The following is a 23,283-nucleotide window of genomic DNA, read 5'->3' as shown; positions in this document are numbered from 1 at the left end:
TTGTCATATTGAACAAATTAACAGCTTGGCTTTTTACAGATTTTTTGTTTCTTCAATTACTTCTTTTTCGTAACCGCTGGAGCAGCAGCACTAGCAGGATTTTTTTCTTTGTAGGCTTTGTCTACTAACCAATCCATGACCACCAATCCTGCATGGGAACCATCACGCACTTTTGACTTTGCAAACAAATCTGCTGGAGAAACAATATAGCGTCCATCAATCGCGACTGTCGGTACGCCGTTAATCTTGTAATCACTCATCAATTGTGCGGCACGATTGACTTTCGATTGAATGGAGAAGGAATTGTAGATGTCAGTAAATTTCTTTTTATCCAGACCTACTTTATCGACATATCTGAAAACGTCTGCATCGCTAGACAAACGATTACGATCAATATGATAAGCATTAAAGGTTTTCAATTGATATTCATCTACTTTACCCATTGCTTCCAAGGTGAAATACAACTTTTGCTGCGATGCCATCAAATCGCTAAATTTCACGTGAACCCGTTTCACAACAATGCGATCGCCTTGCTTTTTAATCCAAGCCTCAAGGTAGGGTTCGAATGCATTACAAGCCGGGCAGAAATATCCGAAGAACTCGGTCACTTCTACTTTCTTACCTGAATCTGTTGGCTGAGGACGATCTAAAACCGTATATTCTTGACCAAGGCGTGGCTCTTGTGCCGCTGCAGAAAAAGACAAAAACGCGGTACTAATTAGTAGTAATTGACGAAATAAACGCATGGTTTCCTCTTAAGGTTTGAATTCAAAATAGCTTGGAAGCTTACTTAGCAGATCGAACAATCGCGGTCTCTACACTATTCTCAGACAACTTCGCGCGCATTTTGTTCATTGCATCGAAACTATCAAAAGGACCGACGCGTACTCGATGTAATACGCCGTTTTCGCCAGCCTTCTCAGAAACTGCCGCTTCAACACCGACCAAGGCCAATTTGGCACGCGCACTTTCAGCGTCAGCCACTTCTTTAAATGCACCGATCTGTAAAAAATAGATGTATTTATCGTCACTGGCCTCTGGCTTTGATGCAGTGGTTGGTGCTGGTACGGCTGGTGTTGCAGCAGTTGACGCTGGTGCTGTCGCAGCACTAGCGGCTGCAGCCAAGGCATCGGCTGGTTTCGCTGCTTCCGCAGCTTTACTTGCAGCCACTTCTTTTGCTGCCAAACTCACCGCATCTTTGCTGCCATAGAGTGGTTTATTTGGATCTTGCATTTGCGTAACGGGCAAATCTGCTTTATCGCTTTTACCGTTTTTGTTTGTGAACGGCGTCGATGCCTTATTGATCACTAGAGCAACGACCACCGCGATGCTCAATCCAATCACTAATCCAATAATGATTCCTGTTAAGGTATTACCCGATTGACGAGCAAATTGATTTGCACTTTTCATTGTATTTTCGTTGTACGTTTATTTTTGAAGAATAACGATGCTAATTAAACCTAGTGTTCGTGAATTTTCACGTCTCACATTTGGTTTGGTGCCGATACGCCAATTAAACTCAAGCCGTTACGCAATACCTGACGCGTTGCCAAGATTAACGCCAAGCGCGCCAATTTGGTTGGCTCATCATCGACTAACACACGTTCAGCATTGTAATAACTATGCAATTCACCCGCTAAATCACGCAAATAGAAAGCCACTTGATGCGGGCCCAATTCTTCCAAGGCTTTTTCTAGCATCTCAGGATATTCAGCTAATTTTTGCAATAAAGAAGCCTCGCGTGCAGCCGTCAATGGCGACAAATCCACGTCTTTCAAAGCTGCCAAATCGGCTTCTGCTTCACTGTATTGCGCCAACATCCGACAAATACGCGCGTGCGCATAATGCACGTAATACACAGGATTCTCATCTGATTTCGCTAAAGCCACATCGACATCGAATACAAATTCGGTGTCTGCCTTACGTGAGATCAAGAAGAAACGCACAGCGTCGCGTCCTTTTTGTACATCACCACCGCCCGACCATTCAATCAAATCTCGCACAGTGACATAAGAACCTGCACGCTTGGAAATTTTCACCTCCTCGCCATCTTTCATCACGGTCACCATTTTGTGCAGAACGTAATCAGGATAGGCTTGTGGTATACCTTGATTCACTGCCTGCAAGCCAGCGCGAACGCGCGCTATGGTGCCATGATGATCACTGCCTTGCACATTAATCGCTTGGCTAAATCCACGCTGCCATTTCACTACGTGATACGCAACGTCTGGGACGAAATAAGTATAAGTGCCATCCGATTTCTTCATCACGCGATCTTTATCATCGCCATATTCTGTGGTGCGCAGCCATAGTGCGCCATCTTGTTCGTAAGTCTTGCCCGCTGCGATCAAAGCAGCAACCGCAGCTTCAACTTTACCGTCAGTGTATAAAGAAGATTCCAGATAGTAGTTATCAAACTTAACGCCAAATGCCAGCAAGTCAATATCTTGCTCATTACGCAGATAAGTCACGCTAAATTGGCGGATAGAATCAATATCATTGACATCGCCACTGGCTGTCACAGGTGCACCATCGCTGGCAGAAACCGTTTTCTTCGCCAAGAAATCTTGCGCAATCTCGGCGATATACTCACCGTTATAAGCAGATTCAGGCCATTCCGCGTCACCTGGTTTAAAACCTTTGGCACGTGCTTGTACCGATAACGCCAAGTTACCAATCTGTACACCAGCATCGTTATAGTAGAACTCACGGGTAACTTCGTAACTTTGCGCCTCGAGCAAAGCCGACAAAGCATCACCAAGCGCACCTTGACGTCCATGACCTACGTGTAGCGGACCGGTTGGATTGGCAGAGACAAATTCAACGATCACTTTCTTACCGCTACCCTTACTACCTTTGCCAAACTGTTCTTGTTGCTGCAAAATTGTTTTTACTACGGCTTGTTTCGCGGCGGCTGTCACACGTAAATTAATAAAACCTGGTCCAGCCAACTCAGCACTAGCGATCAAAGGATGATTTAGCGCCAACAAGCCATCGACAATTTGCTGCGCCAACTCGCGTGGATTTTTCTTTAAAGGTTTGGCGATTTGCATCGCGATATTACAGGCGATGTCTCCATGCGAAGGATCGCGTGGACGCTCAAGCGCAATTGTTGGCTGAAGTTCAGTACCTGCAATAATTGGAGCAACCGTATTTTTGATTGCTTCGAGGATGTCTTGTTTTTGCTGAGCTAACATAATAAGTGATGAGTTTTTTGCGGCGCACGAGAGTCTCAAAACGCGCCCATATTTTTGAGAAAATTAGTCCGCATTATAACCTTTGTACGCCAGCTAAATTGCGGCAATCCAACTTACGCCAAATAAAAACGCCGCAGTTTCTTCATTTCACGCAAATCAGCATTCATAGCAATCTACTACTCTTCTGAAATTTTGCTGTGAATTTTCTGCACAGAAGCTTCTACACAAGGCGGTCGAACGTGTAGAATGAGCCGCTTTTCCTCTTCTTTGGGACTGCACATGTGGTTTAAGAATTTACAAGTTTTCCGCCTTCCAGCGCCATGGAAAGTCGATGTTGATCAATTAAATATGCAATTAGCATCACAGTCTTTTTCCAATACTGGCTCTGGTGACATGCAAAGCGAGGGCTGGGCCTCACCGCGCAACAATGACAGCTTAGTACACAGCGTCAATCAACAATTATTATTGCTTTTGCAAACTGAGAAGAAATTATTGCCTTCTTCCGTCATCAATCAAGTCACTAAAGCGCGCGCGAAGGAATTAGAAGAGCAACAAGGTTTCGCGCCCGGTCGTAAAGCCATGAAAGACTTGAAAGAACGCGTGACAGATGAACTGTTACCACGCGCCTTTTCCATCACGCGTCAGACTTGGGTTTGGATTGATCCCGTCAATGGCTGGCTAGTAATCGACAGCTCCAGTCCGAGCAAGGCGGACGAAGTAATTAAGTTGCTATTGAAGTGCGACAAAATTCCTATGGAAAGCTTACGCACCAAAGTATCACCACAAACAGCGATGACGGACTGGCTCGCAGGCAATGAAGCGCCAAAAGGTTTCACCATAGACCAAGATACCGAGTTGCGCGCTCACACCGAAGATAAAGCAACAGTGCGCTATGTAAGACATTCTATCGATCCAGACGATGTGCAACGCCACATCGCTGCTGGCAAGCAATGTACCAAGTTGGCGATGACGTGGGATGACAAAATCTCTTTCGTTTTAACTGAAAACTTGGCGCTGAAACGCATCAAGCCATTAGATATCTTGAATGAAGATAAAGACCAGCGCACAGCAGATGAAAATGAGCGCTTTGATGCTGATTTCTTATTGATGGCTTCTGAACTCGCCAAGATGCTTGACGACATCGTCTACTCTTTAGGCGGCCAATTAGCCGATCCTCTAGCAGCCTAAACAGCTTCTTGATAAATTGACTGATACATAAAAGCCAGCGAAAGCTGGCTTTTAGTTTTTACGCACTACCGATCGGACACACTATCATCCTACCTGAAACGTTAATCAGCACTATCAAGCAATTTTGATCCGACAGTTTTCTTTAGACGAAAAAAAACGCGCCTTAGCGCGTTTTTTCCTACAACTTGGCGGAGCGGACGGGGCTCGAACCCGCGACCCCCGGCGTGACAGGCCGGTATTCTAACCAACTGAACTACCACTCCGTTTTAGAAACGAATCTGCTTTTTAACTATTTGATGGTGGGTGCTGAGAGGCTCGAACTCCCGACCTACGCCTTGTAAGGGCGCCGCTCTACCAACTGAGCTAAGCACCCATATAACTTGCTTAGTTCAAATAGTTGTTTGCTGTGTCATCAGCAACGACAGAAACAAGATTATAGGCACATTTTTAGAATATGTCTAGTGGGTCTCAGCATTTTTATCAAAATCAATTTGAATTCGTCACTGGCCCGGTGATTATGGCAATTTCTATCATGCCTTGTTTAATCGCAGCAGAGAAATCACGTTCTAGTTCGGGCAAGGCTTGTTCATACGGAACCAACAGGCTTAACAGCCCATAGGCACGATTTCGTCCATTCACTTTGCCCATGTACAAAGCCATATCCGCTAACTGCATCGCCTTTTCCCAATTACATGCAGACTCCGGCACGCCGGAGAACGGCAATGAAATATAACCCGCACTAACCGTCACAGGAATGGTGTTATTCCCCACCACAACGGGTGTCGAACCGATTACTTTTAATACCCGCTCTACCAAAGAAGCTAATAAAGCTGGTTTGGTTTTAGGTGCATATATAAGAAATTCTTCTCCGCCCCATCGCAAGGTCATGTCGGTATCACGCACTGCACTACGCAAACGTTTTGCGACTTCGATCAAAACAGCGTCACCAGCGGCATGCCCCCAAGTGTCATTAATATGCTTGAAATGATCAATGTCCATAATAATCAAGCAATCTGGACCCTCATGATCTTCTTCGCGCCGCTCTGGCGACACATCTTCTGATCGCGTCTTCATCATTTCCAAGAAGGAGCGACGATTATAAAGTCCGGTTAATGGATCTCGCACCGAATGAAACTCAAGTTGCTGATTCACTTCTTCTAAGCGCTGGTTGGTTTGCTTCACTTTTCGGTACAGCATATAGATGAAAATACCGCCCATAATAGTCAGCATCGCCCCCAACAAAGTCACAATTTGCTGCAAACGGCTATTTTTTATATCGGCATCTTTAATCTGATTTTCGCGCGCCAATAGTTCAATTTGTTTCTTGCGCTGATCGGCATCAAACTGCTCTTGCAAGGCTGCGACAGTTTTAGATCGATCGGCCCGAAATAACTCATTGCTCAACTTTTGCTGTTCACGCGTGTATTCCAGTGCTTCTTTATACATTTTGGCGTGCTCATACATGCGACTAATTTCACCCACCGTCGCCTCAAGATCCGCCTTATCACCTTGATCTCTTGATTGCTTCAATACCGGAGTGAGGTATTCCATCGCTTGTGAAATTTTGCCTTGTCCACCAAGTGCAAAACCGATATTTGCTTTAGCGTTGAAAATCGAGGTTTCATCTTGAATAAACTCCGCCTTTTTGAGCGCCTTGCGCGCCATATTTTCCGCCTGAACAAAACTATGGGTGCGCAAATGCAAATCTGCAATATTGCTCAGAATTAGCGCCTCCATCTTTGGAATATTTGCGTCCTGCGCCGCCTTCAATGCGCGCTCATAGGCGACCAAAGCTTCAGGATAACGTTTTAAATCACCCAGCGCCATCGCTTGACTTTGCCTTAATGAAGCAATTAAACGTGGGGAGTCAACTTCGCCAGATAATGCAAGTGCTTCATTAGTCACTGCCAAAGTTTTCTCAGGATTTTGCATGGTTAAGTACAAACTAGCCAAAGCTGATAAGCGTCGTATTTTCGATAAGGACTTCCGCTGGTTTAGCTGGTCAGTTAAACGCAATGCTTCTAAGTAATGACTTAAGGCCTGCTCGAACTTGCTGGCAGATTGATAAATGGCGCCATACGAAATCTCAAGGCGCATTAGATTTTCTGGTTTGGTGCTGCCTTTAATCGCTTTGGCGATATCATCTAATTTGGCAACTGCGGCATCAAACTGCCCCGCATCACGCAACTTGAAAACCTCATCAAGCTGCATTAAGGCGACTGTTTCTTGATCATTCTGTAGTTTGGCCAAACGCAAAATTTCGGCACGGCTTTGATCACTAGCAGGGATATCGCCAGCATCATAGTAAGCGTAGGAAAGCTCTCTCAATGTATCGATACGAACTTGATAATCCGTTTGTTGATTAAACTGAGCGTAAAACTCTTTGAGCTGCTGAAGTGCGGCTTGATTATCTTTTTCGATTAATAATTGAAGCGTCTCTAATCGCGCCATATCCGACTTGAGGTCGGCATAGACTGAAGAACTTAAGCCCAACGAGAGTAACAACACAAGCTTCACGAGAATGCGATTGCGCTGGTATGCCATAGAGATGCCTTAAATTTAGAAATTTATTCAGCAAAAAAGAGAATGAAGGCGACAGCTAAAGATACTTGATATTGCTTTATCTTAACATTGTTTTGCGGAAAGTACAGGTACACCAAAATCCTAAGCAACAGTTCATGTCGACATTCAAGTTGCCACCAAACCGGCTTGATCCGGTAAGTAAACTTTGGACATCGGGATCGCACTTTCCATCACGATACGCAAGGCCAGTTCTGGTGCAATCAAATCCTTACTAGCAAACAGAATTTCTTGGACAGCAACCCCAAACACTATCGGCCAATCTGCCGGATTTTTACAAAAACTTTGTGCTAGCGGGAATAATTGTGGCCACAAAAAACTCACATAATTCCATGGCGTTTCCTTCGCTTGATGCTCTGTATCGATTCGAGGAATACCAAAATGTGGGCTACCTAAAGTATTGGTAACATGTTTAAAAATATCATGCAAATCAATTAGCTGCTGCAAGCCAAGCTTCTGTGTCGCACCTGAAGCTAAAGACCATACCGAGTAACGACTTTCAACCAAAGGACGATTCAATAAATCGCCAAAATAATAAGTGCAGCCATTTTGCTTGCTATGCACCACGATAAAAGTCTCTTTAACTGGTCGACCTTGCTGCTGAACATATATCTCGCGCACACTAATTTGACAGGCGTATCCAGCGAGCGCGCCCAGCGCACTTAATAAAGACTCGAGATGTATGCCTCGTTCAGTCGACATTGCCATGAACAATTTCGAGGAAATCTCTTTTCCTCCACGTTTGACCGCATATAAAGGATCTTGCTGAGCTTGCTGATTTTGTTCAGTTACATCAGCCGATGGTGGCGAACTCGATGCAGCGGCAACTGCGGCAGGAATCGGTTCCGCTACAGCGGGATTTGATGACGCGAACAGCTTACTAAAAATATTTTTAAACACGCAAGCTCCCGCGCATGACTATTGTGTATCTCTATGAATGGTGAAAAACCTGTATCACGATTTTACCTGATAGTGATTCTACTGCGGATTGGATACTGCCATTTCGTTGCATTTGTGACGGCTTCAATAGTAAAGCCCTAGCGATCCTTAAATGCCCACAACTTGCTACCAGCAAAGTTCCAACACAATACGAAACCCGTAGTAAATATCTGTGCATACCAATGCCAGATATGCCAATGCTCAACCAGCAAGCTCATCAAGCCAAAATTAATGCCCCAGCCCACAGCAAGCACACCAAAGTATTTGCTAGCTGCTTCGACATGCGACTTACCACTATCAAAAGTAAAAAAATAATTCAAAATGTAATTGACCAACGAGCCAAGCAAATAACCAATGGCCGAGCCAGTCACAGCGGGTGCTTTATCCAACACCGCAAATTCAGTCACCACTGCGATTTGTATGCTCAAATACTGCACCCCAGTTCCGGATAAACCAACCAAAGCGAAGCGTAAAAATTGTTGAAAGGCAGGGCTATGAATGAGCTTTTTCATCAAGAGATAAGATTGAAACAAGGTTAGAAATATCTAATTCGGCTAAAGCAAAGGTCGCTTTCAAATTCGAGAAATACCGATGATCTAAAGCAGATATAAGCGGGTATGCGCTAGAATGAACACTTATATCACAGCACCAGATTAGGATAAAGCATGCACGTCGAAGAAAGATTGATAGACTTAGAAATTCGCCTCAGTCGCCAAGATGATTTAGTTGAAACCCTCAATACTCAGGTTTATCAACAGCAGAAAAAAATCGATGAACTTGAAAAACTCTGTCACGCTCTAGCTGCTCGATTGCGTGAAGTTGCAGTCGCTGCCAGCCAACGTCAAATGCCAGTCGATGAACGTCCGCCCCATTATTGACGCGAACAACGCAACAATCACAAGGCTACACCACCCACGCACCGTCTTTAAATACAATCTGCTCACCTAGACGAACAGACTCTGTGACAGCAAACACATCGACATGGTATTTACCATCGCCGCGCTTAAAGTTCGGCTTGCCGTAAATACCATGCTTAGCACCCAAGGATAAATGAACCCCACACATCCGTTCATAGGTGCCGATATCACTCACCGTGCGCTCACGATTAAAACTACGATTTAAACCGAATCCTAGTTCACGCACCCACACTACTTGTTCATCGTGTTTGATTTTTGCGATCACTTCGTCAAATTCAGGCGTGGAATCAAGTACCTCGACAACTTGACCGCGCTCGACTACCAAGGTAATCGGTCTTTCTGGCTTATTGACCGAAAATGAGGTATCACCAAAGACAAAAATACGGACTTTACCGCTGACGGCAGCTAAATCTTTCGCCTCAGTAAATACCTCACCTATGGGAAATTGTCCGCCCCAGTTTTTCATATCGGTATAGTCACCGATGTTGAGTTTGGCATCCTCAAATGGACTCGCATACACCAACTCTGCGCCCTCACCGCTATCGATCACAGCAAACGGCGCCTGGTCAATTAACTGCTTGAGACCACGTCCAACACCACGGTAATACTGCGCATCATAAGCCAAGGAATCAATATATATTAATGCTTGCTCTGCTGGCATGCGTCCCAAGTGCGGATGTTCAATCACTTTCAAATCACGCTTGAAGAGTTCGACCCGAACTCGATAAGCATCCATACGGAAATTTGTCGTTTGTACTAATACAACCAGATCGCCCGCCGCGAGGGCGTTTAAACATGCCATCACCTGCTCGGCACTGTGCGTGTCAAAATGGATGAACTCAGCCTCTGGTAAGGCTTGTCGATAGGCATCCGTCAACGCGATGGCTAAATCACTACGCAAATCATAAACGACCACCGCTTTATGCTGCGATGAATGAGAAAAACAAGTCTGCACAATTTGTTTTACATGCCCCGCCGCCTCCGCAACAGCAGATGCTGGCAAATTCACAATCGGATTCTCACTGCAATTTAAATTAAGGATAGTCATGTCATCACGACCGTTCTGCGCTAACACAAAACAGGGCTAAGAAAAATGGAGGCTAGTTCAGCTAAGCCTCCATTTTATCGGATAGTCATCTACCTACCGCGAGATTACGCAACTATTTCACACAAGTTTGATTATTTCGACGTCTTTGCTGGCATAGATTCTGCGTGACTTGGCATATGTCCAGCTTCGTGCATTCGTCCTTGCATACGATGTTGCTTGCCTTCATGCATACGCATTTTCATACGATGCTGCATACGTTGGTGACTAGCATCAAAAATCTTTTGCTGTTCTGGTGTCAATACTGCATAAAAAGTCTTTAACGCATCCAAATGTTGCTGCATGCGCGCCAATCGATCTTTTGCATGTCCTAGCATTTTTTCCATACGTTCTGGCGCGTTCATCGACACCATTGCTTGTCGCTCAGCTTTAGCGGCGTCCGACATAGGCGCTTGTCGTGGTTTAGTCGCATCCATAAATGTGGTCCAAGCGCCTTCTTGTTGTGGCGTCAATTTTAATTGCTCATGCAAGCGAGCGCGATGTTTTTCCATGCCCGCTTGCATTGCTTGATGTCGTTGCTGCATGCGCTTGCCTTGTTCTGCAGAACGATTTGGCGCATTCGCAGTCGATGCGGCATTCGTCACATCACTTTTTTGCTGCGCGTAGACTCCAGCACCAAGCAATAAAGTCGCAGCAGTGAGACTAAGTGCGATTGTATTTTTTAAAAGTTTCATGATGATCTATCCTTTTTGAATGAAATTTCACTTAAAATTTTCGGTATTACTCAATGGCATCGACGCTTAAAAAATTTGTTTGATTCAATTCACTACGCCGAGCTCATGATTCACATAGTGCGCTGAATTTGTAAGAAGTAAATGTCACTGTGTACAAACAGTGTTTCTCGATGTAACCGACCTAGCAATTCTCGATCCGCATGTTTCAGTTTGTTTCAATTTTTGCGCGCAATAACAAGTCGATACAAATCTCTCTATCGAATTCTATGCACAGCAAGAGAGCTTGATCAATAATATGGCTATGGATACGCAAAATACACTTCTAATCGTTGACGATGATCGTGAAATCCGCAGCTTACTGGCGGATTACTTAGAAACGCATGGTTACACCACCCTCACTGCGGGAGATGGCGCGGGTATGTGGGCGTGCTTGGAAAAACAAACGGTTGATCTGATCGTCTTGGATCTCAATTTACCGGGTGAGGATGGCTTAACCTTATGCCGTAATTTGCGCGCAAAATCAGCTATCCCTGTTGTGATGCTGACCGCACGTAGCGAACCACTCGATCGCATTTTAGGATTAGAAATGGGGGCGGACGATTATCTGCCCAAACCATTTGAACCTCGCGAATTATTAGCCCGTATCCGTAGTGTGTTACGTCGCACACAAGCGAACGGCGAACATGGCGATATAAATAAGCCACAAAAATTAAAGTTTGGCGAATGGACTTTAGATTTAATCGCACGACACTTAATCAGTCCTGACAATCGCGTGATTGCCTTATCCGGCTCAGAGTATCGATTATTGAACATCTTCCTGGATCAACCTAATACGGTGCTCAATCGTGACCAATTGTTGAACATGACACAGGGACGCGATGCAGATCCGTTTGATCGTTCGATTGATATTCAAATTAGTCGCTTACGACAAAAACTGGGTGAGGATGCGCGCTCTCCACAAATTATCAAAACAGTGCGTAATGGCGGCTATGTTCTTACTGTCAACGTTAACTCTGAACTGTAAGCCAACACATGAAACGCTTTGACACAATTTCGGTTCGCATATTTTCTGTTCTGTTATTGGGCATTCTTTGTTCTGCTGCGCTAACTTGGTGGTTAGCTTTTGGTGAACGCCAAAATAGTATTAGTAATGAACGTAGCTCGTATCGCGCCGATCGTGCTAAACATGCCGAGCAATTGATTCATGCGATTGATGATTTGCCTGCGGCGAATCGCGAGGGCTTACTCAAAGCGATTCATCGCTTTGGCTTAAGAGTCGTTCCTGTTCCGACCAATGTACCAGCATATCAAGCCAGTACACCTTACGGGATTGCGCTCAGTGAGCGTTTGAGTAAATCATTTAAAATTATTCCGTTGCCACCTGCACCAGAAAATTGTCTGATTCGTCCAGATGACCGTGGACCGGTCGATTCTTGCGAAGCTTTAATTTTTGTTTTGAGTGATGGCTCAGGCTTACATCAAACCATCTTTCCAGCCAAGCCACCGTCAACACCGATTCAAGCCGAGACTTATTACTACTTGGCGCTATTTTTGGCATGTATCGCTGGCCTCGCCTTATTGGTGTCTCGCATGACGATTCGCCCCTTGCAACAGCTAGCCCAAGCAGCGACTGATTTGGGGCAAGACATTAATCGCCCTGCTTTGATCGAAACTGGTGCAAGAGAGATTCGTCAGGCGATCAGTGCTTTTAATTTCATGCAACTACGCATTCGTGATCATATCCAGCAAAGAACACAAATGCTGGCGGCGATTACGCATGATTTGCAAACCCCGCTAACGCGCCTACGTTTACGCTTAGAAAAAGTCAATGATCATGAGCTACATGACAAGTTAGTTGGTGATCTATCGAATATGCAAATGATGGTAAAAGAAGGTCTCGACTTGGCACGCAGCATGGATAGCAATGAGAGCTTGCAAGCCTTAGATATTGATTCTTTGTTGGATAGCATTTGCACTGATGCGAGCGATGCTGGACATGAGGTCAATTTAATTGACAAGTCGAAAGTGACTATCATGGCGAGACCGCAAGCATTACGTCGTTGTCTGAATAATTTGATCGACAATGCAATCAAATATGGTCATCGCGCTCAAATCCACTTATTACAAAGTACAGAAGCTCGGCAAAAGTGGTTGCACATCTGCGTCAGAGATAGCGGCAATGGGATTCCGCCAGATCAGCAAAATCGTGTATTCGAACCATTTTATCGGATCGAAACTTCGCGTTCGCGTGAGACAGGGGGAACGGGGCTGGGATTAACTATTGCCATGAATATTGCTAGACAACATAACGGCAAAATCAGCCTATCCAATTTACCCGAAGGTGGTTTAGAAGTTCGCTTAAGTCTGCCCATCAAGGCTTAACTAAACTAACCCAAACCATCCGAGTAAAGCACCCGCACTTAACAGCCACAGTAGATGAATTTGCGTGCGCCACACAACGATTGCTGCTACGGCAGTAAGGAGATACACCGCCCATGGCTGAATATCTTCGTGTGGCACACTTGCCATAATCCATCCTGTTGCGATCAATAGACCGATCACGATCGGCGCCATGCCCAATTTGAAACTACGCACCAAAATCAAATCGCGATTTTTGTGACTCCAATTCGCAAAACTAAAGGTCAACGTGGCACTTGGTAAAATGATTCCTACCATGGCAATCAGCACGCCGAATAATGCCATCCAATTACTGCCGGTATTGGCTCCCACATGCCATCCCATTAAAGCAACAAACAATACATTCGGTCCTGGTGCCGCTTGTGCTAATGCGACAGAGGCATTGAATTGCGCTTCACTCATCCATGCCTGTTGCGTGACGAGATAGCGATGCATTTCCGGCAAAGTCGATACCGCACCGCCAACCGACAACAAGGACAACATTAAAAAATGCGAGAAGAATTGTAGCCAGTCTAAGTAGGTCAACTGTGTCATGGCGAAGGCGGCCTTGAGAGACGTTGTAAGTGGCGATACACCAGCCCCATAGAAATACTACCGAACGTCAGTAGAACAAAAAACAACGGAATACGCAAAAACGCAATCGCCATAAAACTCAGACAGGCAATCAAGCCAGCGCCAAATACCCCAAGTGGATGGGTCTTCAACACAGGTAACAAGCGCAAGCCACTAGCGATGATCATTCCAGCGGCAACTGCACTCATGCCGCGCAAGGCTCCGGCAACTGCCGGATGGTGTGCCACTTGGCCATACAAAATGACGACCAGTAGCAATAGTATCAAAGGAAAACACAACATCCCAGCTAGCGCACATAAAGCGCCGGCGAGACCGAAAAAACGATTGCCGATAATCATTGCTAAGTTGACGACGTTCGGCCCAGGCATCACCTGCGCTACGGCCCACTCCTCGACGAACTCCTCACGGGTCATCCAACGTTTTTTATCGACTAATTCACGTTGCACAATCGCCACCACACCACCGAATCCTTGCATCGCAAGCATTGTGAACGACCAAAATAAGTCAGCACGCGAGCGCGGCTGATTTGCTGCTGTATGTGATGGCTGTTCCGACATGGTTTACATTGGTGCTCGGGCAGAGTCACCGAAATTGCGCTAGACGACCGACAAAATGTTGCGATGGATTGTGGGGTTTAAAAATGCTGTATTAGCTAGTCTTGTGGTGCTGACGAATTCTTGCACGCCACTCGCCAATTGCGGTCAAGGCAGACTGAAACTCTCGTTCAATCAAATCCGCTTCCATGCTAGTAATCACTCTATCCATCATCGCTTCCGATACTGCTTCAGCAGCATTACCCACTTGACTCATCACGCGACAAACGGTTTGCGATAAATCATCATCGGTAAATTCTTGCGGTTCTGGCACGATAAATCCAGCCATGCCATGACGTGCCAACATCGCGTGCAAAGGTAGCAATGCATCCTTAACACCAGCTTCATGACACAAACTAATAATGACGGACGTCTCTTCAAAAGATGGATAATGTGTTTCTATCCCTGGCGCCAATTTATTTCGCAACACATTCACCGACATTTGCATACGCGCAGCCAAGGCATCCAAACCGCCGGGATAAGCGCGGGCAACCTTGTACAAAGCGTCGTGTTGATTCATATCCGAATAGCGGCGTGTCATAATCTTTTCTTTCGAAATACAGTAATGTATGAATTATCTAAAAACAAAATCGCTCGCACCATGGCGAGCAGATCTTGCATTGTACCGAATGAATATCCAAATAACCAAGTCTTGCAATCTAGACTAGTTTTAGGCGTTCATTCAACAAACGTAACCAACGATCACTGCCCTCACCATCGCTGATCACTAAAGCAAAGTCGGTCACAGTTCGCGCAGCACGCTCTAGTAGCTGAATATCCGCCTCGTGTTGACGCGCAACATGTGGATCTTCCAAAAACAAAATTCGTCGTATTTGCTTATCTAAAACTAGTTCTGCGATTTGCGCATCGCCGCCCATAGGCCCCGATAAAAAGGGTTTCACCCAATTACGTCCGGCCTGCTCACCCTTGATTTTTTGCGCCAATTGATTGAGCAGGGAACCCGTTGTTCCAGTAGCATAGCGATACGCAAATTGATCCAACAAAGCAAAATGTTTTTCTGCGATCTGCAACATATTTTGTTTAAGCGCATCGTGAGCGATTAGCGCGATACTCTCTTGTGACAAATTCAATCCTACGCCGTCGCCAACGTGATCACGATCACCCTGCGCAAGCGCCTCTAACTCCAACCACTCACATGCAGCAGCAAGCGTCGATAAAAATGGCTTTCGATGAATAACACACTGCCTTTTTAGCGCCAATGCTTCTGGAAAAATAGAAGAGTGATCGACCGGATCAATCAGATAGATGACGGCATCAATCGAATTATGCGGATCGCTGTTAACCACATGTGCGACCAACTTCATCAAACCACCTTCTCGACCATACGGAAATCGCACATGCTGCTGACAAAGCGTCGTTAATCCGTGAGTTTGGATTGCGTCCAAAGTCCGTCCGACCACGACCCATTCAATATCCAAGGCTTGTATCGATTTTTTGGCGCGCTGAAACAGTTGAACCAATGCCGAATCAGGCGCGTCTTGATGTGCCCGATTCGCGATTAGGCCTATCCGCAAACGTGGTCTAGTTGAGACTAAGGCAGTATCCATGGTGATCATTCTCTAATTTATTTTACGACTAATTTTCTAAGAATCTCTCTAACAAAAAGCTCAATAATGATGTGCTGTACAGACATTCAACAACTTACAATCTTGCTGCACCTTGGCGCCTAAATTCTTCACACCAAATAATCAACTCTTGCGCGGGCATTGGCTGTGCAAAATAGAATCCTTGAATCTCATCACAGCCCATTGAACGCAGCGCATTCAAGGTTGATTCTTGCTCAACACCTTCGGCGACTACCGATAAGCCAAAATTGTGTGCTAAGCCAATAATACTTTGAACGATTTGCTTGTCCGCTTGCGAACTGAACATTCCCTGCACAAAAACACGATCAACTTTTAATTCATCAATGGGGAAGCGACGCAGATAGGCGAGTGATGAATACCCGGTACCAAAATCATCAATCGATAAACGAAAACCTAAATTTTTTAACTCAAACAAGAGCGCAGTCGTATGCTCGATATCATGAATAAACGCGCTCTCTGTAACCTCAAGTCCGACCGACGTTGCAGGCATATTCCAAACCTGTAGCAAACGCTCCAATACTCGCGGCAACTGTTCCATTGCCAGTAAGCGTGCCGACAAATTAATCCAAACTACCACTTGCAAACCCTGCACTTGCCAATCAGCAGCCTCTTGCAAAACCTTATTAAAAACTTGGATGGTCAACTGCTCAATCAAACCAAATTGTTCTGCTGTATCAATCAATAAATTGGTGGCGACACGTTGCGCATGGTCGGATGGCCATCGCACCAAAGCCTCGACCGACTTGATGCTCTTAGAGCGCAAATCAACTTTGGGTTGATAACGGATTTCTAAAGCGTTGTCGTCTAATACTTGTTTTATCGCGCGCGGTAAATCATCGGGGCCATGCCGTTGATCGTGCGTCACGCGAGCTAAATCGAAGCGTAAATTATTGGACTGCGCATTGCGCAATGCCAACTCCGCATTGCGTACCAACTCTACTGCGGATTTAGCATGAAGCGGCGCACATGCAATCCCAAGACTGGGATGAAAAAAAATGGTGTGTGATTCGATATTGATTGGTGAGCTCAAGGCATTTAAAAGGCGATGTCCGGCTAACACTGCCAAGGCCTCGGAACTCAAATGCGGCAAAATGAACCAACACTCGTTTTCGGTTGCAAACACAAACCGATCTTTCGCACGCAAACTAGGCAATATGGCCTCACAAAAATGTGCTTTCACAATTTGCGCATAATGTGCATTTAGCAAAGCTTGCAAACGATCGCTACGTTGTAAAGACAAGACCAATACCGCAACCATATGAGAATCATCAAGCTGTTGAATTTCTGTCTCCAAGGTCGACATAAATTCATCAAGACTTTCAATCAATGCGTGTTTTTGGCCGATTAACATAGCAAGCGATTCTTTCTTCAAGCGCGGTAGAAGTCATGACAAACGATGCCGTAAGCGCCATCGGGCAAACCGCGCAAAATACTGATGCGCTCAGCGTCACCGACCAAATCTTGCCGCATCAAATCAAACATCAATGGTTTTTCTAACAGACTCTTGTCAGCACGCGTCAAGATCAACACTTTGGGGTCTAGTCGACGTATTTTGTTATGTTCCAACACAATCGCCACTTCGCCAGTGCTTAGCTGAATCAAACTGCCAACCGGAAATATGCCTATCGCTTGCACGAATTCTTCCACCAAGGGCGCATGCAACTGGCCTTGCGCCATTCTGAACAATTCTTTCATCGCATCAAATGATGAGCGAATTTCACCATAGGGTCGGGCTGAAGTCATCGCCGCAAAGCTATCTGCAATCGCGGCCATTCTGCCAAAAATACTAATTTCTGCACCAGCTAAGCCACGTGGATAACCGCTACCATCCATACGTTCATGATGCTGGTTAATGCCCATTTTGACATTCGGACTTAAAGGCTCTTGCGCCTCTAGCAAAGAGATGCTGGCATCGACATGCGTTTGTATTATCGACGCCTCAGCGGGCGACAACTTACTTGGCTTTTTGAGCAAAGCTTCTGGTATCTCCAACTTACCGATATCCAATAACAAACCAATAAATCCGAGCTCCACCAACTGCGATTTAGAAAACCCAATATGCCTTCCCAAGGTCAGCATATAGACAGAGACTTTCAACGCGTGCGAGACAACATTCACGTTTTCAGAACGCATTTTCAATAACCACATCATGGCAGAAGGGTTAGAAATCACGCTGTCAGTCAAAATTTGTACCGTCGGTAAAACTTCTTTTAATTCCAAAGATTGCATGCTTCTTAAATCTTGATGGAGATTGCTAATCAAACTATCAGCCTTCTCAATCACTTCGCGCGCGCGCGCTAGCTCCTCTGCCATACTGCGTTGATCGCGGTAGTGCACCAGATGAATATCTTCGGGAATATAGTCGGGACGATGCGCTTTTTTTCTTTGATGCTTAGGGCGCGTCCACAAGGAACGATGCAAATGCCGACCATACTGACTCCAACGCAACCAACGTTCCCACCAGTTTAGATCTGCTTGGCTTGCTTCACGTGGTTCCATCCCCTGCATCATTGATGCAAATTGTTTGCTTGCTCCAGTATGGGTTCGCATTAATGCATCCGCTGCCGTCTCATGCAGATGGGTTTCCGCTTCGATTTGCGCTAACTCGGGCGCAGGATGACTATGCACTCTTCGATGATGCAAAGTTTTTTTATGGTGATGACGTAGCCGACGCGTCGCCACATAATCGGATTTGATAAATTTTTTATGTAGCCAAGCGACCACACGATCCAATTGCCCTTGCTGCTGATCGATCTCTACCCGATGCCCAAGTGCATTACGCGGATTAGCTTGCACTTCATCATAAGTGCGCAACTCATACAAACGCTCATAAGGTAGATGAACAAGCGCGTGCTCATTACTACGGCGCGGATCAATGACCAGCTCTTTAACTAGACCTTGTAGCGTTTGAAGATCCAAAGCATCGCTCAGCAGAAAGCCCTGTAGCATGAACGGGGTTTGTGCCCATGGCCTATCCAATTCAGTAACAAACATTCCCAAACGTAGATCATCAATGCGTATGCGTAATGCTTCACATAATTGATACGTCTGAGTACTCACAAGCCCATCACTTTTTTAAATAATTGAAGTTCGACACAAAATTATTCTGCATAATTTTGCATATAGACCTAATCATAACGAGTTTATTTCACTAGGCGTGAGATGGGCGAAAAAAAACCCGCAATTTCTCGATAATTGCGGGTTTTTTCCTACAGAAAGAAGCGAATTATTTTGCTTGAATACCTTCATCCAATGCAGGCAAGACTTGAACTTGCAAACGACTTAACTTACCCGCACCACGGTACAAACGGTGATTGGCCTTAATGAAATCGCTATCCTTTGCTTGATAAATATTATCCACATACTTTTGTGGATTGCGATCAATGAAAGGGAACCAAGACGATTGCACTTGAATCATGATGCGGTGACCACGTTTAAAGGTGTGCATCACGTCATTGATGGCAAATTTAACCGCATGTACTTCATTTGGCTGCATCGCTTTTGGGTGCTCGAAACTATCACGGAAACGTGCTCTAAACGGTTCACCACGCACCAAGGTCTGTTGCGCACCACGATTCGGCTCACCCACTGCGCTATCCATTTTGTTCGGATTAACATCAATCAACTTCACAACAAAATCCGCATCACTACCTGTCGTGCTGACAAACAGAGATGCTTCTAACGGCCCTGCAAAAGTTACATCACGCTCCAACACCTCGGTTTGATAAGTCAAGACATCGGGGCGACTGCTAGCGAAACGCTGATCCATAGCGACGTATTGATTACTCCAACGATTACCAATCTCGGTCGTATAAGGCACTGGTTTCGCTGGGTCGCTGATGTACTCATCAAAACTTAAGGAAGTATCCTGCGGCATATTAAAACTAAGCTTACCATCCGCTTGGAAGTACAAAGACTTGGTTTGCGTATTTGCTGGCGGCCAACTATCAAAACTACGCCAACGATTCGCTCCCGTTTCAAAAATCCATGCTTCTGGCAAGGCTGGCTTGCTACCGCCTTTCAAATGATGTTTGAAGAAAGCGAATTCGATCGGTTGATAGCTGTATGCAGTCTTAAAGCCAAAATTGGCATCGCCAATTTTTTCACCTGTAGTGCTCGTCCAACCACCATGCACCCACGGTCCAATGACTAAGGTGTTGTTGATTCCTGGATTATTTTTTTCGATCGCTTTGTAAGTCTGAAGAGGGCCATACAAATCTTCGGTGTCATACCAACCACCCACTGTCATCACCGCGGCTTTGATATTCTTCAAGTGCGGCAATAAATTTTTGGCTTGCCAGTAGCTATCGTAATTCGGGTGCTCCATCAATTCATTCCAAAACGGAATGCCACCTTTAAAATACTTCGTATTGGCATTGGCGAGGGAGCCTAATTCCAAAAAGAATTGATACGCATCGGGCACGCCCCAATCAAAGCCGCGATCATTATTAACATCGGTTGGCACTGGCCTAGGTTTACCAAATCCACTGAAGAAACTAAAAGCGAGTTGCACATTAAACGCACCATTTCTATGCATATCGTCGCCACGGAACCAATCAGCAATCGGGGCTTGAGGCGATGCCGCCTTCAATGCAGGGTGTGAATCAATTGCACCTGCCGATGTATAAAACCCAGGATAAGAAATCCCCCACTGCCCGACTTTGCCGTTATTCGCAGGTAGGTTCTTTACCAACCAATCAATCGTATCGTAGGTGTCACTACTTTCATCGACATCATTTTTACTTGTTTTTTTGCTGATATGCGGACGCATATTCACAAATTCACCTTCCGACATATTTTTCCCACGCACATCTTGGAAGGCAAAAATGAAGCCTTCTTTTTCGTACTCAAAAGTTGGGCCTAAGCGTGTTTTGTATTTGTCCGTGCCGTAAGGTGCGACGGTGTAAGGTGTGCGGACTAGCAAGATAGGATAAGGCTTACTCGCACTGGCATCGTTAGGAACATAAATTGAAGTAAACAATAATTTGCCATCGCGAGCCGGAATACGGTATTCGTATTTTGTATAATTTTTACGAATGTATTCTGCCCTCTGTGCAGGACTCTCTTTTTCATCTTGCGCCGCAAGATTGGTAAGATTTGTAGTCGAATTTGTAGTCGTGGCATGTGCGGTAGTCGACACTTGCGCGCCTAAAGCGCCACAAAACAAAGCAAGGAACAATAAGCTAGGGGTGCGGAGTTTCATCAAGCAACCTTTCAAGAACGAAAAAGTGAGTCGAGACTGAGAACAAATAATGTCGTCTTATCTGACCGTCGCTTATCGAAATAAGTTCATTGCACACACCAGTGTGACGACATGATCTAGATCAAACGCGCGTTTAGTCGGGTTTATAATCCGGTAAGTCGGCTTCGACCTGGAATACCGAGTTGACACCTTGCAGTCGAGCTTGACGCAAAGCTTGATCAGCACGCGCGAGAACTTTTTCTGCGCTATCGCCAGGAGAGTTGGCGGTCAGCCCTGTACAAAAACTGATCTCTAATTCAGGCGCCAGTTCGGCCCAATCAAATTCACCCATTTTCTGTTTTAAGCGCGCCATCGCTTTCACGCTTTGATCCAGCCAAGTAGTCGGCATCACGATCGCAAACTCGGTCGCACCAATACGCCCAAAAGAATCGAGGCTGCGTAAAACCTGCAAGGCCTCGTGTGTTAGCACTTGCAAAATACGCTTAGTCACATCTTGGCCATGCTTTTCCATAATTTCAGGTAAACGATCCACACCAATGATCGCCACTGTAAAAGTGTGTCCGGTCCTCTGTGAACGCTGCAACTCTGCATCGAGCCGTTCGATTAGCGTGTTGCGGTTTAGCGCGCCAGTCAAATGATCATGTGTGACCAAAGTTTGCAATTGCGTCATTACCGCTTCTAACTTTGGCAGCACATCTTCCCTGCTACTTCCTTCTTTGATTTGTGCTATCGCTTCAAGCAATTGTTGCTGAGCAAAAGGAATAGTTTGTTTGGTATTTCTTGGCATGCGATTCGCACTCATGGATTGATTAATCAAATATCAAATTCGCGCTATTGAGCCAAGTGCGCTCAATAATTGGGCTTACAATAGCCACTTTAAAGACGTTCAGCAAGCACTATGCATTTTCTGTCGTATTCATCACCGCTACAGATAATCGAGAGTCAACTTTTTCCAGGTATCGAACTATGGGTGAAGCGTGACGATTTGCTGCACCCGCAAGTATCCGGTAACAAATTCCGAAAACTCAAATATCCTTTATCGGCGGCCTTACTTCAGCGCGCAAACTTAATTTCGATGGGCGGCGCATGGTCAAATCATTTACATGCACTCGCCCATGCCGGACATCTGCTCGGATTAAAAACCACTGGTTTAGTTCGAGGCCTAGTCCCCAATAATCAAACTGGCTTGAGCGCGACCTTACAAGATTGTCAGAACTTAGGGATGCGACTACATTTTCTGTCCAGGTTGGATTATCGCGAATTGCGTCACAACCCGAACTACTGGCAAAAGTGGATAGAGGCTGATCCAGCAGAGTATTCTTGGCTGCCTGAAGGTGGCAGTAACGCCGAAGCAGTACGTGGGGTCGCTGAACTAATTGATGAGCTCGATTGGATACCAGACACAATCATACTTGCGTGCGGGACTGGTGCCACGCTAGCAGGCATCGTCAAGGGTATGCGCAACCGCGGTCGGGTGATTGGAATTGCAGCAGTACAAAATGCCAGCTATTTAAAATCTGACGTTCAACAATTATTACTGGCGGCAGACAACATTCACTTCGATAACTTTGAGATTTTGCACCAGTTCACCCACGGTGGATTCGCCAAAGTGTCGCCAACATTAGTTCATTTTTGCAAGCAATTTACTGCTGAAACCGATATTCCTTTGGAGCCTGTCTACACCGGAAAAATGTTTTACGCCTTACATCAATTGAGTCTGAGCAAGCACTTTAAAGAAGGAGAGAAAGTAATTGCGATTCACACTGGCGGCTTGCAAGGAAATCGAGGCTTCGACTTGACTTCGACTTAACGAGATCAACATCAACTTGCATACGTCGAATCAAAAATACGAATACGTTTGTTTAATCGCCTTCCACCAAACAACGAATTGATTCTAAAAACGATGCTCGTCGATCAAATGTTTATTAAAGCTATATTTGCTACCGCCTTGTAGTACATCAACCAACTTGCGAGGATTCGCTGCGGAGATAAAAACATCCGCGACGCCATCTTTCACGCGAAATTTGGTTGCGGGACTCAAAATGCAATTTGGCTTTAACATCAGATGACGAATCATTCTGGCTTTTTCACTACACAGTAAAAAATGATTTTCTTTACGAAAATTCGCCAGCGGAATATTCAACCACCATCCCTCGTCACTGACATAACGAACCAACTGAGAAAATTGCGTGTTTCCCTCATTCAATGCATTTGCCCGTAAGGATTCATTGGCAATTTGGATCGCTTCTGCTTTATTCATGATTCAATTTCTCAAATAAAAAAGGGCGA

22 protein-coding genes and 2 tRNA genes are annotated in these 23,283 nt (G+C 45.3%); 5 read left to right on the top strand and 19 right to left on the bottom strand.

What is annotated here, in order from left to right; genetic code table 11:
- Positions 1-56: 56 nt before the first annotated feature.
- From IE103_RS17380 to argS, 3 genes are all read right to left on the bottom strand, one after another.
- Positions 57-746 (bottom strand): thiol:disulfide interchange protein DsbA/DsbL, encoded by a 690-nt coding sequence (locus IE103_RS17380; RefSeq protein ID WP_189347593.1) that lies wholly within the window; start codon positions 744-746, stop codon positions 57-59.
- Between the two features lie 40 nt (positions 747-786).
- Complete coding sequence (locus IE103_RS17375; protein ID WP_189347591.1) at positions 787-1,410, bottom strand: SPOR domain-containing protein; 624 nt, start codon at positions 1,408-1,410, stop codon at positions 787-789.
- A gap of 74 nt (positions 1,411-1,484) precedes the next feature.
- Positions 1,485-3,197, bottom strand: coding sequence for an arginine--tRNA ligase (gene argS / locus IE103_RS17370; protein ID WP_189347589.1), 1,713 nt, complete (start codon positions 3,195-3,197; stop codon positions 1,485-1,487).
- A 279-nt stretch (positions 3,198-3,476) separates the two neighbouring features.
- Here argS and IE103_RS17365 point away from each other — a divergent pair, with 279 nt between their 5' ends.
- On the top strand, positions 3,477-4,385 hold the full coding sequence (locus tag IE103_RS17365; protein WP_189347587.1) for a recombination-associated protein RdgC: 909 nt from the start codon (positions 3,477-3,479) through the stop codon (positions 4,383-4,385).
- 186 nt (positions 4,386-4,571) lie between these two features.
- On the opposite strand, the gene IE103_RS17360 is transcribed toward IE103_RS17365, so the two are convergent.
- The 5 genes from IE103_RS17360 to IE103_RS17340 form a co-directional block, all read right to left on the bottom strand.
- Positions 4,572-4,648: transfer RNA gene (locus tag IE103_RS17360), tRNA-Asp, on the bottom strand.
- Between the two features lie 34 nt (positions 4,649-4,682).
- A tRNA-Val gene (locus IE103_RS17355) sits at positions 4,683-4,758 on the bottom strand.
- A 113-nt stretch (positions 4,759-4,871) separates the two neighbouring features.
- The gene (locus IE103_RS17350) at positions 4,872-6,929 is read right to left on the bottom strand and encodes a tetratricopeptide repeat-containing diguanylate cyclase (protein ID WP_189347585.1); all 2,058 of its coding nucleotides are present in this window, start codon (positions 6,927-6,929) and stop codon (positions 4,872-4,874) included.
- Positions 6,930-7,073: 144 nt separating this feature from the next.
- The gene (locus tag IE103_RS17345) at positions 7,074-7,865 is read right to left on the bottom strand and encodes a hypothetical protein (RefSeq protein ID WP_189347583.1); all 792 of its coding nucleotides are present in this window, start codon (positions 7,863-7,865) and stop codon (positions 7,074-7,076) included.
- 137 nt (positions 7,866-8,002) lie between these two features.
- Positions 8,003-8,416 carry a GtrA family protein gene (locus tag IE103_RS17340; RefSeq protein WP_189347581.1) on the bottom strand — a complete coding sequence of 138 codons (414 nt, stop codon included), beginning with the start codon at positions 8,414-8,416 and terminating at the stop codon, positions 8,003-8,005.
- A gap of 153 nt (positions 8,417-8,569) precedes the next feature.
- On the opposite strand from IE103_RS17340, the gene IE103_RS17335 reads away from it, so the two are divergent.
- On the top strand, positions 8,570-8,782 hold the full coding sequence (locus IE103_RS17335; RefSeq protein ID WP_189347579.1) for a SlyX family protein: 213 nt from the start codon (positions 8,570-8,572) through the stop codon (positions 8,780-8,782).
- Between the two features lie 25 nt (positions 8,783-8,807).
- On the opposite strand, the gene IE103_RS17330 is transcribed toward IE103_RS17335, so the two are convergent.
- On the bottom strand, positions 8,808-9,869 hold the full coding sequence (locus tag IE103_RS17330; protein WP_189347577.1) for a M29 family metallopeptidase: 1,062 nt from the start codon (positions 9,867-9,869) through the stop codon (positions 8,808-8,810).
- A gap of 131 nt (positions 9,870-10,000) precedes the next feature.
- Entirely contained in the window at positions 10,001-10,600 is a 600-nt protein-coding gene (locus IE103_RS17325; RefSeq protein WP_189347575.1) for a Spy/CpxP family protein refolding chaperone, read from the bottom strand.
- Between the two features lie 301 nt (positions 10,601-10,901).
- On the opposite strand from IE103_RS17325, the gene IE103_RS17320 reads away from it, so the two are divergent.
- Together IE103_RS17320 and IE103_RS17315 are read left to right on the top strand one after the other, a co-directional pair.
- Positions 10,902-11,624 carry a response regulator gene (locus tag IE103_RS17320; RefSeq protein ID WP_189347573.1) on the top strand — a complete coding sequence of 241 codons (723 nt, stop codon included), beginning with the start codon at positions 10,902-10,904 and terminating at the stop codon, positions 11,622-11,624.
- An 8-nt stretch (positions 11,625-11,632) separates the two neighbouring features.
- Positions 11,633-12,982, top strand: a complete 1,350-nt coding sequence (locus IE103_RS17315) for an ATP-binding protein (protein ID WP_189347571.1) — start codon at positions 11,633-11,635, stop codon at positions 12,980-12,982.
- On the opposite strand, the gene IE103_RS17310 is transcribed toward IE103_RS17315, so the two are convergent.
- The 8 genes from IE103_RS17310 to IE103_RS17275 form a co-directional block, all read right to left on the bottom strand.
- Positions 12,983-13,552, bottom strand: a complete 570-nt coding sequence (locus IE103_RS17310) for a chromate transporter (RefSeq protein WP_189347570.1) — start codon at positions 13,550-13,552, stop codon at positions 12,983-12,985.
- Entirely contained in the window at positions 13,549-14,148 is a 600-nt protein-coding gene (locus IE103_RS17305) for a chromate transporter (protein ID WP_189347568.1), read from the bottom strand. Before IE103_RS17305 ends, IE103_RS17310 begins: the two co-directional genes overlap by 4 nt.
- 91 nt (positions 14,149-14,239) lie before the next feature.
- Complete coding sequence (locus IE103_RS17300) at positions 14,240-14,725, bottom strand: phage regulatory CII family protein (RefSeq protein WP_189347566.1); 486 nt, start codon at positions 14,723-14,725, stop codon at positions 14,240-14,242.
- A gap of 118 nt (positions 14,726-14,843) precedes the next feature.
- Positions 14,844-15,752: a methylglyoxal synthase gene (locus IE103_RS17295; protein WP_189347564.1), complete on the bottom strand. Its 909-nt coding sequence runs from the start codon at positions 15,750-15,752 to the stop codon at positions 14,844-14,846.
- A gap of 94 nt (positions 15,753-15,846) precedes the next feature.
- On the bottom strand, positions 15,847-17,142 hold the full coding sequence (locus IE103_RS17290; RefSeq protein WP_189347562.1) for a bifunctional diguanylate cyclase/phosphodiesterase: 1,296 nt from the start codon (positions 17,140-17,142) through the stop codon (positions 15,847-15,849).
- A 17-nt stretch (positions 17,143-17,159) separates the two neighbouring features.
- Entirely contained in the window at positions 17,160-18,851 is a 1,692-nt protein-coding gene (locus tag IE103_RS17285) for an HD-GYP domain-containing protein (RefSeq protein ID WP_189347560.1), read from the bottom strand.
- A 166-nt stretch (positions 18,852-19,017) separates the two neighbouring features.
- Positions 19,018-20,994 (bottom strand): CocE/NonD family hydrolase, encoded by a 1,977-nt coding sequence (locus tag IE103_RS17280; RefSeq protein WP_189347559.1) that lies wholly within the window; start codon positions 20,992-20,994, stop codon positions 19,018-19,020.
- Between the two features lie 133 nt (positions 20,995-21,127).
- A complete protein-coding gene (locus tag IE103_RS17275) occupies positions 21,128-21,796 on the bottom strand; it encodes a GGDEF domain-containing protein (protein ID WP_189347557.1) in 669 nt (222 codons plus the stop codon).
- Positions 21,797-21,892: 96 nt separating this feature from the next.
- Here IE103_RS17275 and IE103_RS17270 point away from each other — a divergent pair, with 96 nt between their 5' ends.
- Positions 21,893-22,804: a 1-aminocyclopropane-1-carboxylate deaminase/D-cysteine desulfhydrase gene (locus tag IE103_RS17270; protein ID WP_189347555.1), complete on the top strand. Its 912-nt coding sequence runs from the start codon at positions 21,893-21,895 to the stop codon at positions 22,802-22,804.
- Between the two features lie 84 nt (positions 22,805-22,888).
- On the opposite strand, the gene IE103_RS17265 is transcribed toward IE103_RS17270, so the two are convergent.
- Entirely contained in the window at positions 22,889-23,254 is a 366-nt protein-coding gene (locus tag IE103_RS17265; protein ID WP_189347553.1) for a hypothetical protein, read from the bottom strand.
- Positions 23,255-23,283 lie beyond the last annotated feature (29 nt).

Origin of the sequence: Affinundibacterium macrobrachii, assembly GCF_014652415.1 — a bacterium.
Taxonomy (GTDB): domain Bacteria; phylum Pseudomonadota; class Gammaproteobacteria; order Burkholderiales; family Burkholderiaceae_D; genus Undibacterium; species Undibacterium macrobrachii.
This window is presented reverse-complemented; position numbering and strand designations above follow the sequence as displayed.

Bases quoted from the DNA above. Each gene is read 5' to 3' on its own strand.
- IE103_RS17380 (WP_189347593.1), bottom strand. From the start codon at position 746: ATGCGTTTATTTCGTCAATTACTACTAATTAGTACCGCGTTTTTGTCT.
- IE103_RS17375 (WP_189347591.1), bottom strand. From the start codon at position 1,410: ATGAAAAGTGCAAATCAATTTGCTCGTCAATCGGGTAATACCTTAACA.
- argS (WP_189347589.1), bottom strand. From the start codon at position 3,197: ATGTTAGCTCAGCAAAAACAAGACATCCTCGAAGCAATCAAAAATACG.
- IE103_RS17365 (WP_189347587.1), top strand. From the start codon at position 3,477: ATGTGGTTTAAGAATTTACAAGTTTTCCGCCTTCCAGCGCCATGGAAA.
- IE103_RS17350 (WP_189347585.1), bottom strand. From the start codon at position 6,929: ATGGCATACCAGCGCAATCGCATTCTCGTGAAGCTTGTGTTGTTACTC.
- IE103_RS17340 (WP_189347581.1), bottom strand. From the start codon at position 8,416: ATGAAAAAGCTCATTCATAGCCCTGCCTTTCAACAATTTTTACGCTTC.
- IE103_RS17335 (WP_189347579.1), top strand. From the start codon at position 8,570: ATGCACGTCGAAGAAAGATTGATAGACTTAGAAATTCGCCTCAGTCGC.
- IE103_RS17330 (WP_189347577.1), bottom strand. From the start codon at position 9,869: ATGACTATCCTTAATTTAAATTGCAGTGAGAATCCGATTGTGAATTTG.
- IE103_RS17325 (WP_189347575.1), bottom strand. From the start codon at position 10,600: ATGAAACTTTTAAAAAATACAATCGCACTTAGTCTCACTGCTGCGACT.
- IE103_RS17320 (WP_189347573.1), top strand. From the start codon at position 10,902: ATGGATACGCAAAATACACTTCTAATCGTTGACGATGATCGTGAAATC.
- IE103_RS17315 (WP_189347571.1), top strand. From the start codon at position 11,633: ATGAAACGCTTTGACACAATTTCGGTTCGCATATTTTCTGTTCTGTTA.
- IE103_RS17310 (WP_189347570.1), bottom strand. From the start codon at position 13,552: ATGACACAGTTGACCTACTTAGACTGGCTACAATTCTTCTCGCATTTT.
- IE103_RS17305 (WP_189347568.1), bottom strand. From the start codon at position 14,148: ATGTCGGAACAGCCATCACATACAGCAGCAAATCAGCCGCGCTCGCGT.
- IE103_RS17300 (WP_189347566.1), bottom strand. From the start codon at position 14,725: ATGACACGCCGCTATTCGGATATGAATCAACACGACGCTTTGTACAAG.
- IE103_RS17295 (WP_189347564.1), bottom strand. From the start codon at position 15,752: ATGGATACTGCCTTAGTCTCAACTAGACCACGTTTGCGGATAGGCCTA.
- IE103_RS17290 (WP_189347562.1), bottom strand. From the start codon at position 17,142: ATGTTAATCGGCCAAAAACACGCATTGATTGAAAGTCTTGATGAATTT.
- IE103_RS17280 (WP_189347559.1), bottom strand. From the start codon at position 20,994: ATGAAACTCCGCACCCCTAGCTTATTGTTCCTTGCTTTGTTTTGTGGC.
- IE103_RS17275 (WP_189347557.1), bottom strand. From the start codon at position 21,796: ATGAGTGCGAATCGCATGCCAAGAAATACCAAACAAACTATTCCTTTT.
- IE103_RS17270 (WP_189347555.1), top strand. From the start codon at position 21,893: ATGCATTTTCTGTCGTATTCATCACCGCTACAGATAATCGAGAGTCAA.
- IE103_RS17265 (WP_189347553.1), bottom strand. From the start codon at position 23,254: ATGAATAAAGCAGAAGCGATCCAAATTGCCAATGAATCCTTACGGGCA.